Genomic DNA, 15,849 nt, shown 5'->3' with positions numbered 1-15,849 from the left:
AAAGATATGGCAAACGATACCTTACCGCACTGGCTGATTCATCATGCCTCGATCCAACCCAAGCGAGTTGCCTTGCGCCACAAGCACTTGGGCATCTGGCATGAGCAAAGCTGGAAAAGCCTGCGTAGCGAGATCGGGCAGTTGGTAGATATCCTGGACAAACTGGGATTTGGTCGTGGCGACACGCTGGTATTGCTGACCCACCCGAGGCGCGAGGCTTTACTGCTTTCACTTGCTGCGCAATGGTTGGGCGGCATTGCCGCTCCGCTTGACCCGTCGCTGGAGGATGATCATGTGGCCTTGCTGCTCAGGTATCTGAATCCCGTATTTGTCTTTGCCGAGGGGCAGCGGCAAGTAGACCAGACCCTGGCCAATAGCCGCCAGGATGTCAACGTGATCTATGCGGAGGATCGCGGCCTGTCTGCCTATCCCCAAACCGCGCTGCAACATTACGCCGAGTTATTGCGCATTACCCCGGCTGCCTCCAGAGCCCCGGTTGCCGAGGCAGGGCAATCAGCATTTGCGTTGTATCGTGTGAACGGCGAGCGCAATGTGCAGGTAGAGCATTTCCACCATGACGAGCTGTTGGAGGAAGGGCGCCATCTGGTATTTGCTGAGCGTCTGAGCCAGCATGAGGAAGCCTTGGCGGCAAGGGTCTTTGCCGCCAGTGGTCATTTGCGTTATCTCTTGTCGCCCTGGCTCACCGCTGGGTTCACTCTCAACTTTCCTGAAAATATTGCCACCCGGGATGCAGACCGACGTGAACTGGGACCGACACTGGTGGCCGGTACGCGTGAAACCTATCAGCGGCTGGAGTCCCTGGTGAGGGAGCGGCTACCAGTACCGAATAGCCTGACAGGCCGGCTGGTGACCTATGCCTTGAGAGCTGATGGTGATGTTTTTCAGCGCTTTCTGGGGTATTGGCTGGTCAAGCGACCATTACGTGACGTGATTGGTTTCTCTCGTATCCGTGTGCCACTGCTGATTGGCCCAGCCTTGCCTGTCGATTCGCTGCAGTTTTTCAAGACACTGGGGATTCACATCCGCACCTGGGATAAAGTCGCCAACTGGCGCACCTTGTCTACCACCACTTCCAGGCAACTGCCCTCCGTGCATGATACGGATGTAGAAGCCGACAACATCACGAAGGCATCATGATGGGTGCAACTCCATTACTTGAGTTACAGCGTATTTCGCTCTCTTTCAAGGGCGTCAAGGCGATCACTGATATCAGCTTTACGGTAGAGCAAGGGGAAATTTGCGCGCTGATTGGGCCTAATGGTGCGGGAAAGAGCTCATTGCTCAATGTGATCAACGGGGTTTACCAGCCTGATCAGGGCCTGATTGGCTTCAATGGTCAACGGTATCAAAAGATGCAATCACACCAGGCCGCCGTACAGGGCATTGCCCGGACTTTTCAGAATATTGCCTTGTTCAAGGGAATGAGTGTGCTCGACAACGTATTGACTGGGCGCAACCTGAAAGTGAAAAGTAGCTGGATAGAGCAGGCATTTCATATCGGCCGTGCCTTGGCAGATGAAATCAAACAAAGACAGAAGGCCGAGGAAATCATTGATTTCCTGCGCATCAATCAGTGGCGCAACAGCATTGTTGGCACCTTGCCTTATGGTCTGCAGAAGCGGGTGGAGCTGGCACGGGCATTGGCATCTGAGCCCAGGCTTTTATTACTGGATGAGCCCATGGCCGGCATGAATCGTGAAGAAAAATCCGAGATGAGCGCTTTCATTCTGGATACCCAGCGCGAGTTCGGTACCACGGTGGTGCTGATTGAGCATGATATCGGCGTTGTGATGGGCTTATCCGACCACGTGGTGGTGCTGGATTATGGCAAGAAAGTAGGGGATGGCACGCCGGATGAAGTGCGGAAAAGCCCTGAGGTGATCGCAGCCTATCTTGGTACAACACATTAAAAATAATGCATAAGGAAATGAAATAATGGAATTTTTCCTTGAGGTGTTGACTGGCGGGTTATTGGCTGGGCTTATGTACTCACTGGTTGCGATCGGGTTTGTACTGATCTACAAAGCCTCTGGCGTATTCAATTTTGCTCAGGGCTCCATGGTGCTTTTTTCTGCATTGACCTTTGTCAGCCTGTTGGAGCGGGGCGTGCCATTCTGGGTAAGTTTTGCCGTTACTTTGCTCACCATGATTGCCTTGGCCTGGGCAATAGAACGCGTAGTGTTGCGGCCCTTGGTCAACAGGCCGCCAATCACGCTGTTTATGGCGACATTGGGGCTCAGCTACATCATCGAAGGCGTAGCGCAGGCTATGTGGGGCGCACAGGTACACGGGCTTGAGCTGGGTATCAGTGATGCGCCACTGGAAATCGGCGGCATGCTGCTTTCACAATTTGACCTGTTCTCTGCGGCTACGGCAGGCATTCTGGTGTTGTTTCTCTCTCTGTTGTTCAACAAAACCAGGATAGGTATTTCATTGCGTGCGGTGGCGGATGACCAGCTTGCGGCGCTTGCCGTGGGCATCAAGCTGCAGAGGATATGGATGATTGTCTGGGCAGTGGCCGGGTTTGTCGGGCTGGTAGCCGGATTACTCTGGGGCGCACGTCTTGGCGTGCAGTTCTCCTTGTCCCTGGTGGTACTGAAAGCGTTGCCGGTACTGATTATCGGCGGCTTCACCTCCATTGGTGGTGCCATTGTCGGCGGCTTGATTATCGGCGCTTCCGAAAAACTTGCTGAAGTCTATCTTGGTCCCATCATCGGTGGCGGCATCGAAAACTGGTTTCCTTATGTCCTGGCATTGCTGTTTCTTCTGGTCAGGCCAGCAGGCATTTTTGGCGAACGCGCCATTGAACGGGTATAGGCACAGAGCATGATCTACAGAGAATCCGGACAATTCATCACCTCTTACCAGGCTGATCATCGAATATTCAAGCTTTATCAGCAGCGCTGGGCCTTTTATGCCTTGCTGGGTTTTGCATTCGTCATCGTGCCGTTTATCGGCAACGATTACTGGTTTAGTGCCATCCTGATCCCATTTCTGGTGCTGTCATTAGCCGGCTTGGGTCTTAACCTGCTTACCGGCTATGCCGGCCAGATATCTCTGGGTTCTGCTGCGTTCATGGCGGTGGGTGCATTTGCTGCGTATAACTTCCAGGTGCGCATAGAGGGCAGTCCCTTGCTTGTCGGATTTGTATTTGGCGGTGTGGCTGCTGCCATTGTGGGCGTGATATTTGGCCTGCCTAGCCTGCGGATCAAAGGGTTTTATCTGCTGGTTTCCACGCTGGCCGCACAGTTTTTTGTCACCTGGGTGCTGACGCAATTTGGCTGGTTTTCCAATTACAACGCGTCCGGCGTTATTTCAGCGCCTTCATTGCTTATCCTTGGTCATGACTTCAGTTCCCCGGCAGGACGCTATCTACTGACGTTGGGCGTGGTGACTGTGCTGGCTTTCTTCGCCAGGAATATCGTGCGCAGCGAGCTTGGGAGGCACTGGATGGCCGTACGTGACATGGACACGGCTGCGGCTGTCATTGGCATTCCCATCCTGAAAACCAAATTGCTGGCTTTTGCCATCAGCTCTTTCCTGCTTGGCATTGCAGGTGCGCTTTGGGCCTTTACTTACCTGGGAACGGTAGAGCCGCACGGCTTTGATCTCAGCCGGTCATTCCAGATCCTGTTCATCATCATTATTGGTGGCATGGGCAGCATTCTGGGGAATTTCCTGGGCGCAGCCTTCATCGTGCTGCTGCCTATACTGCTTTCCAATCTTTCAGCCAACTTCCTTGCAGGCGTGGTTGATCCAGGACAACTGGAAAACCTGCAGAAGATTATTTTTGGTGCACTCATCATCTTCTTCCTGATCAAGGAGCCCAATGGCTTGGCACGGTTGTGGCAGCTATTCCGTGAACGCGCCCGTATCTGGCCATTAAGGTTCTGAAAGCCTGACAACAAGTGATCATTATTATCAGGAGATCGTTTCAATGTGTTGAATATGAACGAATTAATAAAATACTTTAAATTTCAATATTGATTGAGGAATACACCATGTTGTCTATCATTAAAAAGCCATCGGCCCTGATTGGCGCGCTTACATTAGGCCTTAGTCTGCTGAGCGGAACAGTACAGGCAGCCAATGAACAGTACTTTCCGCTACAAAGCTATCGTGTCGGCCCTTATGCCGCAGGCGGTACTGGATTTTTTGGCGGCTTCATTGATTATCTGCAATACGTCAATCTCAAAGAGGGAGGGGTGAATGGCGTCAAGTTCACCTGGAGCGAATGCGAAACAGAATATGTGGTTGAAAAAGGCGTGGAGTGCTATGAACGCCTGAAAAAAGGCTTGAATGGTGCACCTGCTGCGGCCACAAATCCGCTGTCAGTAGGCATTGCCTATGCCACGCTGGATCGTTCTGCCACCGACAAGCTGCCGCTGATTACCATCAACCATGGTCGTACCGACTCTACCGATGGCAGCGTGTTCCCTTATGTGTTTCCTTTGCAGCTCAACCCCTACAGCGAAGTCTCTGCCATTATTAATTACATTGGCGACAAGTCTGGCGGTCTCGACAAGCTAAAGGGCAAGAAGATCGTCACGCTGTTCCATGGTTCGCCTTATGGCAAGGAAACCAATCCTATCCTGGAGTTGCTGGCCAAAAAATATGGTTTTCAGGTCACCCTAATCGAAGTTCCACATCCAGGCAACGAGCAACAGTCGCAATGGTTGAATATCCGCCGCATCAAGCCTGATTGGGTAATTTTGCGTGGCTGGGGCGTAATGAACCCAGTTGCACTGAAAACTGCCCAGAAGACGGGTTTCCCGGCTGATCACATCATCGGCAATATCTGGAGCAATTCAGAGGAGGATGCAGCCCCAGCAGGTGCTGCTGCCAAGGGCTTTATCTCCATTACTACGCATCCATCCGGGACCAATTTCCCGGTATTGCAGGATATAGACAAAACAGTGCTTAAGGCTGGCAAAGGTAACCTGCAGGATAGCAAACGCTTTGGTACCGTTTATTACAATCTGGGAGTAGTGAACGGCATCCTCAACGTGGAAGCAGTGCGTGTTGCACAGGCGAAGTTCGGCAAGCGTCCATTGACCGGCGAGGAAGTGCGTTGGGGCTTTGAAAACATCAAGCTGGATGATGCCAGACTCAAGCAATTGGGCGCATATGGCCTGGTACAACCTCTCAAGCTTTCTTGCTCTGACCATGAAGGCGGCGGTGCTGTACGCTTCCAGCAATGGGATGGCAAGCAGTGGAAGGTAATCTCGGATTGGGTACAGGCGGATCGCAAGCTGCTGCGTCCTATCATCGAAGAGTCATCCCACAAGTATGCCAAGGAAAAAGGCATTACCCCGCGTGATTGCTCCAAAGAGTCTTAATTAATCAGGCATTAAGCCATGGTACTGATGAGTGTTTATGAAGTTGACGCTTATTAGTACCATGGCCCGATCTGGTGTTCGCTGATGCCCATGGCGGTTGAGGCATCAGCGAAAACTTGCAATATCTTGCAAGTCAACCAAATAGAAGTGATTTATGAGAAAGTCATCCTGGCTGTAAGGAATGTCTCACTCACGGTAAAAGAGGGGGCCATTGTGGCCTTGCTGGGTGCCAACGGCGCCGGCAAAAGCACCACGCTCAAGGCCATCCGGACTGGTCAATGCCGAACGTGGCAAAGTGGCGCACGGAAGTATCCATTACCAAGGACAGAATATCACTAACACTCCCGCTTCAGATTTCGTGCAGCAAGGGCTGGTGCAAGTACTTGACGGCCGCCATTGCTTCGCGCATCTGACTATAGAGGAAAACCTCCATACCGGCGCTTTCGTACGTAAGCCATCGGCAAAGCAGATTGAACAGTTGCTGGAAAAAATCTACCACTACTTCCCGCGCCTGCGTAAATTGCGTAAGAACCAAGCTGGATAACCCTCCGGTGGGGAACAGCAAATGGTGGCCATAGGTCGCGCATTGATGGCTAACCCGAAACTGGTATTGCTGGACGAGCCATCCATGGGGCTGGCGCCACTGGTTGTGGAAGAGATTTTCGAGATCGTGCATACCCTGAACCGGGAAGAAAACGTGAGTTTCCTGCTTTCTGAACAAAACGCTATCATTGCCCTGCAATATGCTGACCATGGCTATATTATTGAAAGCGGCAGGATAGCAGCGGAAGTGACATCTGAAAAGTAAAACGCAGCGGAAATCTGGATACTTTGTATTTCGGAAAATAACTCAGTTTATGTCATGATCTAGCTTGTTTTAAGACATAACTTAGAGACAAATATGACAATTTTTACTGTAAATTCGCAAAATCAATTGATAGAGGCCCCAAGGGTTTTACTTGAGCGAGAAATACAACTCGAAGAGTGGTTACATAATAGTCCGTGGGCTATTGCTAATGAAGATTTATTGATCATTGGCCGTCAAACTAAAGCAAATATCGCAGAAAACAACCGTTACCCTGATTTATTAGCGCTAGATAAAGACGGAAATATTGTTGTAATTGAGCTTAAAAAAGGTAAGGCACCGCGTGAGGTGATTGCCCAAATATTGGAATATGCCGCATGGGCATCACAATTATCCGCAGATCAGATCAAAGAAATTGCAAACATCAATTTAAATTCTGATGTTTATGCCATATTCAAAGAGTATTTTGAGGTAGATGAAGTACCTATGTTGGGTAGTAGCTTAAGATTATTTATTGCTGCAGAGGAGATTCCTCCCACCTTATCGGAGGTCTGTCGGTTTCTCAGACAAAATTTAGGCTTAGATATTTCTTGCGTCATTTATGAGGCTCACAGCGGAGAGTCTGGGAGTTTATTGGTCGATTCAAGCTTGGTCGTGGGAGGCGAGAGATTGGCTGGCAAAAGTTCTAATATAAATTCAGCGTCAAATGCCAATAATTGGAATGGCGATACTCCTGTTAAGGAGATTATCTGGAATGCCGTGCGCCATCTTTCTCACAACAATCATGATTTTGTCTTTTCTCCTAAAGACATCATTTCTTATCTCAGCACTGAATATCCGGATGTCAACAAAAGTACGATTCGCTGTCAAATCGCCTCGGATTGTGTCAATCATCCCTCTCGTCATCATTGGCCTGGAGGCATTGATCGATATTGGCAAATACAAAAAGGAAAGTATCGGTTATATAATCAGCTGGACGATCAGTGGTCCAATCCAATCAAAGTCACCAATTAATTCAATTAATAACGCCGGCCGGTCGTCATTCAAACTGGCCGGTGTGTTTTCTAAGCGTCTAATCTTGGCTTAAAAGAAGTGCGCCACATGGAAGCGTACAGCAATGCCATCAATATCAGGCAGCCCCTGATTGAGTTTTTCTTTGTAGTAGTAAGCATCAACGCGGATATTGCTGCCATTAATCAGGTAGCTGGCGCCCAGGTCATAGCGCTTTCTATCCAGGCCAGCTAATGCAACCGCATTGGTATCATCATTCTCGAAGCGCTCATAGACAAACTTGGGCTGGATTTTGCCTATGCCGATTTCCTGCGGAAAGGTATAGCTGCCAGTGACGAAGAAACCCTTGCCCTTGGCAATATTAGGATCCTGCGTGTTGTCATTGTCGTATTTGTAATATGAACCCTCGGCCCCGACCACACCGCCTCCGCTGATGGCTTTTTCCAGCCGGCCATCCACATTCCAGTAACTGTAATTGCCAGCATTGGCAACGGTGCCTGCGCCATCTTTCTGGTAACGATAAGATGCGCCCACCGCCAGGATATCCTTGGCACCATCATAGCTGGCTACGTTGTAGAACCCAGGTTCTGGATCCCAGAAGTTATAGGATAAACGGCCAGAAAATGAAAGGTTATCAGACTGGTTTGAAGTGCCTGAGCCACTGCGTCCCTCAAAAGCACCAATATGGTACTTAAGTTTCTGGTTGAGCAGAACGCCCCACACGGAAGCGCCATTATCACGGCCGCCCAGTCTGTTAGGAGCCTGTTCCGAGAACGGGAAGTCAAATGTAGGAGGGTAGTAAGGGGCAGAGGCTGAGGCGCGGCTGGCAGGCGGCAGGAAGCGTCCAATGAAGATATTAAAATACTCGTTAAACTCCAGTCCAAGACGCGCATCCAGAATGCCAATGCGGTCATCGGCATCTTTCTCGGTGTTCAACTCAAAGGAAACGTATTTGTGCAGTTTTCCGTTGGTGTAAAGTCGCGCACTTTCAAGATCAAAATCATTGGATCTGTCACTGCCATTAGGCGCTGCATCCTTGACTGACTTATAGCTGGCGCGTGCTGCCACCCCGATATTAATGAACTGGTCATCATTACGGGAAAAAGTGGGATCTGCACTGGCAGGAAGCGCGGCCAATGCAAGGCTGACCAAAACAAACGCTTGACTCCAGTGGCGGGGAAAATGTGAATGATTCATTTATATATACACCCTGATAATTAATATTGGTTGGATGCGTTTACAGGTTATGCCCTGATAAAAATCAGTAACTTAATCCAGAGTTTGAAAACGCTACAGGGTGTATAGGCATTTAGTATGCCAGTTATTTTTTTATATAATAATCAATATGTTGTGGATAATTTTGTCATTTGGCATTGCTTTTGAAAAAGCAAGATGAGGAATGCATGCTGATGGAAAAGCAGGGTTTGCCAAGGTGGGCGAGGTGAAACGCCGGGAAAATTGCATCTATGGGCTTGTTGATATATCAATGCCTGGAATGCCGCCCTTCACCAGTGATTGCCTTGAACAGGGAAAGGGGTATAGCCATTGCTTGAGCGCAAAGAGGCCAGGGCATTCATCGCATCTGGCTATGCTGCAGTTGATGAGAAAGCAGGGCTGATTGATTAGCAGCAAGTCAGCTTAATTAAGCTCAGCCTGCGGCAGATAAATGTTGATATAAAATCAGGCAGCCTATTGTAATAAGGATGGCCCCCCCTAGAATTTCTACCGTTCTGCGAGATGCTGAACCAAGCATGCGGCCCAACATGACGCCTATGGTGACCATGATAAATGTGACGCAACCGATCGCAATGGCCACAGGCACAATATCCACATCAAGAAAGGCCAGGCTAACGCCTATGCTCATGGCATCAATGCTGGTGGCAAAGGCCGTCATCGCCAACAAAATAAATGAGTGGCTATTTTGCTTTTGTGTGGCCTCCGGGGCCGACTTCACACCGGACCAGACCATGCGCAGGCCTAGTGCTGCCAGAATGCTAAATGCAATCCAGTGATCCCATGCAGTGACATAATCCGAGGCTACGCGGCCCAAGCTCCATCCCACTAATGGGGTAATTGCCTCGATGACACCAAAAATAAGACCAGTGCGCAATGCTTCAAACAAACGCGGCCGATACAGCATGGCGCCCTTGCCAATAGACGCTGCAAAAGCATCAGCAGACATGGCCAATGCGAGGAAAAATATGGATACGATACTCATGATTCTGATTCAGACTTGGGTTGGGCATGTGCAAATGGCTGTCAGACCGCCCAACCGAGCGTACTGACAACCATTAGTCTCGCCAACCAGAATGGCTACCCGCACCACGACAGTCGTCGATTATGTTGATACGGGCGCTTCGAATGGAAGCAGGCTACTCCCTAAAGGTGGAGCGATTTTACTATATATCGCCTAGGAGCACTATCTTGTAATGATGACCAGCATAGGATATGTACGGGGAAACATCAGGTGGACTTGCTTGACGGGAGCTCATTCATTTTTTGCTTGAGCTCTTCTCGCATCTGATCAACAATTTTCTGCTTATCCTCGGCACTCATATTATTAAAATCCTCCTTGCTGATGCCATGGCTGTTCAGCCAATGCCATTGCAGTCGTTCACTATCGGACATATTCATATACTCCTCTAGCTCCCTGGCCGCTTCGGATTGTACATAGCCAGTTTTGTTATTGGAGGAGAGCGACACTATCGTGGATGCGGATGGTGCAGATGCAGAGCCCTCTGTCGATTCTGCGGTATTATTTTTCTGAGAAGTATAAGAGGAGGTATTCAGGCTTGATAATACGGTTGTGAGATAGCTGGATGTGTTCATGGAGTATCCCTTCTTTCGAGGTTTAGTGAATACAGCATTTTTCAGGATTCACTTTAGCAACGACTTGAGGGGATTAATTTGATGAACAGCATGGTAATCATTCGCCATATCTGTCAATTACAGAAGGGGATGGATACTTGAGAAGTAAGGCTGTTTACCTTATTCCATATGTAGCAGGCAATAAAAAACCTCGCATCACATACGAGGTTTTTTTGACTTACAGCCTAAAACTATTCAGCCTTGATGTTACCAGCTTGCTTACCTTTAGGACCATCAATCACGTCAAAGCTAACACGTTGGTTTTCTTTGAGGCTCTTGTAGCCAGTATCACTAACAATTGCTGAGAAGTGAGCAAACAACTCCGCACCACCTGCATCCGGAGTGATGAAACCAAAGCCCTTGCTATCATTAAACCACTTCACTACACCTGTTGCCATAATCAATTCCATTCATAATTCTCTAAAGGGGAGGCACCCCAAAAGTTTGTATTTCAAAATCTTAAAAAATATCAAAATATCAAAGTTCAAACACCTAGATGTCTTTTTACGTATTAATTTTAGTGAAGTCAAGAAGTAATTAAAATAATTGGATAAATATATCTTAAATTTGCTTTTGGTATATGGGAACCTCTATACTAATGAGGAACATCATTACTATTCCCTCGCAAAATCACCAGCCCCCCAAGATTATTGCTGCACAGTAGTTTTATCTACAATCTTGGAGACACATTTGGCTAAAGAAGAACTCATTGAAATGCACGGCGTAGTGATGGAAATCCTACCAGACTCACGATATCGCGTCACACTGGATAATGGTCACACACTGGTGGCTTATACAGGCGGGAAGATGAAAAAAAATCATATCCGCATCCTCGCAGGCGACAAGGTCACACTTGAGCTGTCCCCTTATGATATCAATAATGGTCGTATTACTTTCCGCCATCTTGCCACCAACAGTCCGGCTCCAATGCGTAGAAGGCGATAGGGTTGCAAGCATTTTAAGCGTCCAATAAAGCCCTTGTATGAAGGGCTTTATTTATTTCCCCTCCCACAGACTCTCAAGACCTCCCCTGGATCTTGTAATGGCAGCACTCATTCGAAATAATGAACCACACCTGCTCACAGCAAATCTGTACACTCAATCATGCATGAATATAGCCCGCAGCCTTCTCACTGGGTCATCCAGCACAGCGCCCACATTAAGCCTGAGGGAAAGATACTCGACCTTGCTGCAGGTTCAGGGCGGAATGCGCGCTGGCTGGCTGCGCAAGGCTTCCTGGTTGAAGCTGTAGATCGCGATAATGCCGCTTTGCAAACAATGCAAGGCCTGCGCAATATCAACCTTACCCATCTGGATATGGAAAATGGCGAGTGGGTGTATGGAAATAGCCAATTTGATGCCATTGTCGTCTGCCGATATCTTCATCGGCCCTTACTGCCATGGCTGGTGCATAGCCTGGTGGCTGGAGGAGTGCTGATCTACGAGACATTCATGATGGGGAATGAGGCTTACGGATCACCGAAAAATCCAGATTTTTTATTAAACTCCAACGAGTTGCTAGATACATTCCAGCCATTGTTAACGGTCATTGCGTATGAGGAGGGCTTGTTGCAAGAAACGCCAACACCAGCAGTATTACAGCGCATTGCGGCCATTAAGCTGACAAGCTGAACCAATTCTTGAACGGCATTTTAGCTGCCAGTAGCCTCTCTGACATGTGAGCCTCAGCTTGGATATTCCCATCATGCATTACCCAATGCCCAGTACCAATCAAGAGATCACCGTATGCGTTGAAGCAGAGCTCATATGTTCAGCCTAAGCATCACTGTCATTAGCTCAACCCTCCGGTATCTCATTAATTAAGCCACGATAGCAGGCGAAGTGATTTCATTTCAGCCACCACCAGTTATAGTAGGCGTACTTGGTGATCATAGGATTTTGAAATGCGCTTTATTAAGGGTGTAAGCAACACGGTACTTGGCTCTCTGGGGGTCGCAATGTCCTTGCATGCCGTGGCGAATGAGGCGTGGTTGATCGTACCGCAGACTGAGTCAGTCAATATCGGTCAAAAACTTTCCCTGCAAGTGATCAAGCCTCAAGCTGCAGGCAGCTGGCCAGCTATATTGCATCTCAAGCTATCAGGCCCCACGGCCTCTGAGGTCATTGAAGTTACGCTGGAAGACACCGCCGAAAGCAGTTATCCCGGACGTGTTTACAGCGGTGCCCCGGGGCAGGATTTTGTTGGGCTGGTACGGGCAGAACTAGTGGATCAATCATCAAACCGTGTGCTGCTGTTATCTAGCAATGATGACGATACGGGCCCTGTATTGGCCGTGAAGGAGAGCCCTGATGCCACGCCAAGCAGCAATGTTGCCGCGCCTCAGGTGCTGATTGCAAAGCCAGAGGATGAGCCCGCAATATCGCCTAATGAGTCCACCTATTTTCTGGTTGGTTCCAGCCATGATCAAGGTGCCGATGCCCGTTTTCAGATCAGCTTTAAATACAGACCCTTTGAACCACAAGGCTCTGTCGCGCAATTTGCCCCGTTCCTGAGCAATCTATACTTTGCTTATACGCAAACGACGTTATGGGATATTGGCGGAGATTCCAGCCCGTTTCGCGATACAAGCTACAGGCCCAGCCTGTTTTACCGCTGGGCAGGGGAGTCACGCGGTATTTTTCCTGACGAATGGCGTGTTGGTGTGGAACACGAGTCAAATGGTCAGGGCGGTGTGGATTCCAGGTCATTGAACATCGCCTATGTTCGCCCTAGCTGGTATCTGGACTTGGCCAATGGCAAGCGCCTGACACTGTTTCCTAAAATATATGGATACATTGAAAAAGATGACAATCCTGATATTCAGAAGTATCGCGGCTATGTCGACTGGCAGGTAAGGTATGGTCGAGATGACGGTTTAATGATTAATGGCCTCTATCGACAGGGTAATGCTGGCTATGCAACAGGGCAGATCGATGTGTCTTATCCCTTGAGCGATAGAATCCTTTCGCGCATGGGTACCTTTGCCCATTTGCAGCTATTTTCCGGCTATGGAGAAACCCTTCTTGATTACAATCGGGATCGAGATACGCAAATTCGTTTAGGTATCTCTATTTCAAGATGAGGGACGGTTTAGATGTTTTATTTAGAGCAGTCTGCGACTGGATGAGTGATCACGTGTTTAGTAAAATATACACTTATCCAAATAAATTCAGCTTCGGTCATTGACAGGCTATGCCGTCATCATTAATATAGCGGCTCTTTTTCGGGGGTATAGCTCAGCTGGGAGAGCGCTTGCATGGCATGCAAGAGGTCAGCGGTTCGATCCCGCTTATCTCCACCAAAAAAGGGTGTTCAGTACATGTACCGAACACCCGACGATCAGTCCCCATCGTCTAGAGGCCTAGGACACCTCCCTTTCACGGAGGCGACCGGGGTTCGAATCCCCGTGGGGACGCCAGAAAATGTAAGTTATTGATATTAATAATATTGCATGCATTCGATGTAGTTCGAATCAAATAAAGAAGCCCGCTTTCTGCGGGCTTCTTTATTTCTACTAAAAGGCTTTATTTCTTGAAAAGACGGCGAATCGCTTTACGCCCGAATTTCTTTTTCAGGCCTACTTTAAGATCGTAGATATGAAAAGGCAGCCGGTGCTTGAACGTAAACTTTTGATTAAGCGCTTGTAAATACATGCCGACCAATTGTTCGCGACTTTCCCAAGGCAGCTTGACGCACACCCTGGTCAGATCAGACAGGCGTTTTCCCAACACTGTAGGGTGATTGAAGAAATGGGCGCGGTTAGTATCGATCAATGAAAACTCCAACAGCTCATTTGCCTGTTTAGTCACCAGGATATTACCGCCAGACAGATCCCTGAAAAACACCCCTTTGTCGTGCATGTTCAGCAAGTAGCGAGTGAGTTGAGGGAAAATCTGCATTGCGGTCACGCCCTCATATGTCTGCTGCCCGGCATTGAATGCGGCAAAAATATCGCGGATGGAGAAATCGGTGGGGACGAACTCACAAATATAGAAATTTTCCAGCAACGAGCGGTCGCCGCGCTTTTCAAAATATGCCACAGGGGCGGCAGCCTCAACCCCGCGACGCAAGAGCTGATTGGTGCCATTCCAGCTACGTTTTGCCTTGGATAGTTTGAACTGGTCTAACAGTTTTTTATGCAGATGCATCTTGACCGGTTGTTTGACCACGAGCTTGCGATCAGGATGTCGTGGATCCGGGATGGTCCATATGGCATTGCGCGCATTGCGTAGCAGGGCCTCTTTGGGCGGTTTGCCAATCAGTGCCGGGTTGAGTGCCTGATGCAGTAGCTGCGCTTCTGTTTCATCGCTGGCGACATAAATACCGCTCCAGCCGTTTTCATTAAAGGCGTGATGTGATTTGTCCTCAACATGCCGCTGGATGGAAAGATTGCCGAACAGGCTTTTTTCTTGCTTCAAGTCCACACTCCTGGAAATAGGCCATTGCAGATAAATAGGGGATTCGCTGGCAAGTGCAATTCTTGCGGTTGGCTGGCTGCCATCCCTGTCAGTGTAGTGGGCGTCACTTAAATCTTGCAGTGCATAATGATCGGCCAGTACAGCGCCCTTGCCATTAGTCATCCAGATAGCATGCAATAAGGTATCAGCGGAGCTGAAGGCATGAATTTCCAGTCCATGACTGGTACGTAACGGGCCCAGGTAATGACGGCCGGGAATCATGCCAGAAAAGGTTTTCATGGCATAAAAACTGGGGCGCGGACGGAACTGGTCAATGTTCCCGGTCACGCTCGCATAGTGCGTAATGCGCTCAATAGCAGGATAAGTGCCGCTTCCATCGTCAATCAAGCCCTCCCTGTGACAGATCAAGGGTCCCCAGAATGCTTTGCTGAGCGCGCCAGAGGCAGCGCACAGGATCAGGTAGCGGGTCAGGTAATCAGCCTGTTTCTGCTCGCCATCCGGCAACAGGCGCAATATACGTGGCAGCGTCCAGAACGCAGACGGCGACATGATCTCGGGTACGTGATGATCTGTCGTGATTTTCTTCAGTAAGCGGGCTTTTTTTACCAGGTTAAATTTAAGTGCGGTGGCCTGCCTGTATTTGAGAATGCGATGGTCATAGCGTTCAGGCTCAGTGGAGCGCTCGCAGAACAAGTTATTGGTATGCACATCCGGCAATTGCCCAAGCTTGTGCAGGATATCGAGCAGGCCAATGTTGTATAGCGGTTCGAAGTCACTGATATTGGGGCCTGCCAGCTTGATATGGCGGCTTTTGACCTCCTGATAGGCAATTTCCCAGGCTTTGAGGAAGCCGGGAGTGGTATAGCCCGCCCAGCGTTTACGATTAATGGTGGAACCCACTTCAATCAGACTGATGCGCGAACCGAATTGCCCCAAGACTTGCTGGAGGAATCTGCGCCAAGCGAATTGCGCGGGCTGGTTTTCCATATCAATCGCAGCATCAAACGGCTGCACCAAATGCAGCATGACGGAAAAGCCATCATTCAGCAGGCGTTCCAGGAAGCGTGAAGCATCTCCATTGATATCAGCATAGCTAAAATCCAGCCTCACCTGCTTGATACCTAATTCTTTCAACCTCGCTACGACATAATCATCTACCAAGAGGTCACCAGAGGTGGCAACCCCAACACCGGCAAAGTCTACTGGCACATCATGTGCCATAGGGGGCAGGTGGCTATCTGACACCATCATCTTGCCCTGGAGGATGTAGCTGAGGCCCTTGCGAATGATTTCCCAGGTCAGCATGGAGGGCTGAGGCAGTCTTGCTTTGGGCGGCCCCTCAGCAAGGGGTGTTTCAAGTTTATTCGTGGTATCCATAGTCAAGCT

17 protein-coding genes and 2 tRNA genes are annotated in these 15,849 nt (G+C 49.2%); 14 read left to right on the top strand and 5 right to left on the bottom strand.

Going from position 1 to position 15,849, the window contains the following annotated elements; translation table 11 throughout:
• The first annotated feature begins 6 nt into the window (after positions 1 to 6).
• The 9 genes from LG201_RS03775 to LG201_RS03735 all read left to right on the top strand — a co-directional run bounded on the left by LG201_RS03775 (position 7) and on the right by LG201_RS03735 (position 7,179).
• Positions 7 to 1,158 (top strand): AMP-binding protein, encoded by a 1,152-nt coding sequence (locus LG201_RS03775; RefSeq protein WP_226770839.1) that lies wholly within the window; start codon positions 7 to 9, stop codon positions 1,156 to 1,158.
• Positions 1,155 to 1,931: an ABC transporter ATP-binding protein gene (locus LG201_RS03770; RefSeq protein WP_226770838.1), complete on the top strand. Its 777-nt coding sequence runs from the start codon at positions 1,155 to 1,157 to the stop codon at positions 1,929 to 1,931. Before LG201_RS03775 ends, LG201_RS03770 begins: the two co-directional genes overlap by 4 nt.
• Positions 1,932 to 1,956: 25 nt before the next feature.
• Complete coding sequence (locus LG201_RS03765; RefSeq protein WP_226770837.1) at positions 1,957 to 2,838, top strand: branched-chain amino acid ABC transporter permease; 882 nt, start codon at positions 1,957 to 1,959, stop codon at positions 2,836 to 2,838.
• 9 nt (positions 2,839 to 2,847) lie between these two features.
• On the top strand, positions 2,848 to 3,915 hold the full coding sequence (locus LG201_RS03760; protein WP_226770836.1) for a branched-chain amino acid ABC transporter permease: 1,068 nt from the start codon (positions 2,848 to 2,850) through the stop codon (positions 3,913 to 3,915).
• A 107-nt stretch (positions 3,916 to 4,022) separates the two neighbouring features.
• Positions 4,023 to 5,360, top strand: a complete 1,338-nt coding sequence (locus LG201_RS03755) for an ABC transporter substrate-binding protein (protein WP_226770835.1) — start codon at positions 4,023 to 4,025, stop codon at positions 5,358 to 5,360.
• 84 nt (positions 5,361 to 5,444) lie between these two features.
• Positions 5,445 to 5,699 carry an ATP-binding cassette domain-containing protein gene (locus LG201_RS03750; protein ID WP_319006035.1) on the top strand — a complete coding sequence of 85 codons (255 nt, stop codon included), beginning with the start codon at positions 5,445 to 5,447 and terminating at the stop codon, positions 5,697 to 5,699.
• Positions 5,700 to 5,733: 34 nt separating this feature from the next.
• Complete coding sequence (locus LG201_RS03745; protein WP_226770833.1) at positions 5,734 to 5,904, top strand: ATP-binding cassette domain-containing protein; 171 nt, start codon at positions 5,734 to 5,736, stop codon at positions 5,902 to 5,904.
• A 21-nt stretch (positions 5,905 to 5,925) separates the two neighbouring features.
• Complete coding sequence (locus LG201_RS03740) at positions 5,926 to 6,168, top strand: ATP-binding cassette domain-containing protein (RefSeq protein WP_226770832.1); 243 nt, start codon at positions 5,926 to 5,928, stop codon at positions 6,166 to 6,168.
• Positions 6,169 to 6,261: 93 nt separating this feature from the next.
• A complete protein-coding gene (locus tag LG201_RS03735; protein ID WP_226770831.1) occupies positions 6,262 to 7,179 on the top strand; it encodes a DUF7669 domain-containing protein in 918 nt (305 codons plus the stop codon).
• 69 nt (positions 7,180 to 7,248) lie between these two features.
• On the opposite strand, the gene LG201_RS03730 is transcribed toward LG201_RS03735, so the two are convergent.
• The 4 genes from LG201_RS03730 to LG201_RS03715 all read right to left on the bottom strand — a co-directional run bounded on the left by LG201_RS03730 (position 7,249) and on the right by LG201_RS03715 (position 10,442).
• Complete coding sequence (locus tag LG201_RS03730) at positions 7,249 to 8,373, bottom strand: OprO/OprP family phosphate-selective porin (RefSeq protein ID WP_226770830.1); 1,125 nt, start codon at positions 8,371 to 8,373, stop codon at positions 7,249 to 7,251.
• Positions 8,374 to 8,824: 451 nt separating this feature from the next.
• The gene (locus LG201_RS03725) at positions 8,825 to 9,394 is read right to left on the bottom strand and encodes a manganese efflux pump MntP (RefSeq protein WP_226770829.1); all 570 of its coding nucleotides are present in this window, start codon (positions 9,392 to 9,394) and stop codon (positions 8,825 to 8,827) included.
• Positions 9,395 to 9,639: 245 nt separating this feature from the next.
• Positions 9,640 to 10,005, bottom strand: a complete 366-nt coding sequence (locus tag LG201_RS03720) for a hypothetical protein (protein WP_226770828.1) — start codon at positions 10,003 to 10,005, stop codon at positions 9,640 to 9,642.
• A 230-nt stretch (positions 10,006 to 10,235) separates the two neighbouring features.
• Complete coding sequence (locus LG201_RS03715; RefSeq protein ID WP_226757312.1) at positions 10,236 to 10,442, bottom strand: cold-shock protein; 207 nt, start codon at positions 10,440 to 10,442, stop codon at positions 10,236 to 10,238.
• 292 nt (positions 10,443 to 10,734) lie between these two features.
• Between LG201_RS03715 and infA the strand changes: the two genes are divergently transcribed.
• The 5 genes from infA to LG201_RS03690 all read left to right on the top strand — a co-directional run bounded on the left by infA (position 10,735) and on the right by LG201_RS03690 (position 13,463).
• The gene (infA, locus tag LG201_RS03710; protein WP_226770827.1) at positions 10,735 to 10,989 is read left to right on the top strand and encodes a translation initiation factor IF-1; all 255 of its coding nucleotides are present in this window, start codon (positions 10,735 to 10,737) and stop codon (positions 10,987 to 10,989) included.
• A 159-nt stretch (positions 10,990 to 11,148) separates the two neighbouring features.
• On the top strand, positions 11,149 to 11,676 hold the full coding sequence (locus tag LG201_RS03705; protein WP_226770826.1) for a class I SAM-dependent methyltransferase: 528 nt from the start codon (positions 11,149 to 11,151) through the stop codon (positions 11,674 to 11,676).
• Positions 11,677 to 11,948: 272 nt separating this feature from the next.
• On the top strand, positions 11,949 to 13,127 hold the full coding sequence (locus LG201_RS03700; RefSeq protein WP_226770825.1) for a phospholipase A: 1,179 nt from the start codon (positions 11,949 to 11,951) through the stop codon (positions 13,125 to 13,127).
• Between the two features lie 143 nt (positions 13,128 to 13,270).
• A tRNA-Ala gene (locus LG201_RS03695) sits at positions 13,271 to 13,346 on the top strand.
• A gap of 41 nt (positions 13,347 to 13,387) precedes the next feature.
• A tRNA-Glu gene (locus LG201_RS03690) sits at positions 13,388 to 13,463 on the top strand.
• Between the two features lie 106 nt (positions 13,464 to 13,569).
• Here LG201_RS03690 and LG201_RS03685 read toward each other — a convergent pair.
• Positions 13,570 to 15,840, bottom strand: a complete 2,271-nt coding sequence (locus tag LG201_RS03685; protein ID WP_226770824.1) for a lipopolysaccharide kinase InaA family protein — start codon at positions 15,838 to 15,840, stop codon at positions 13,570 to 13,572.
• Between the last annotated feature and the right edge of the window lie 9 nt (positions 15,841 to 15,849).

Origin of the sequence: Methylobacillus gramineus (assembly GCF_020532675.1) — a bacterium.
Taxonomy (GTDB): Bacteria; Pseudomonadota; Gammaproteobacteria; order Burkholderiales; family Methylophilaceae; genus Methylobacillus; species Methylobacillus gramineus.
The sequence above is the reverse complement of the archived record's forward strand: the minus strand, read 5'-3'. Positions and strand labels throughout refer to the sequence as shown.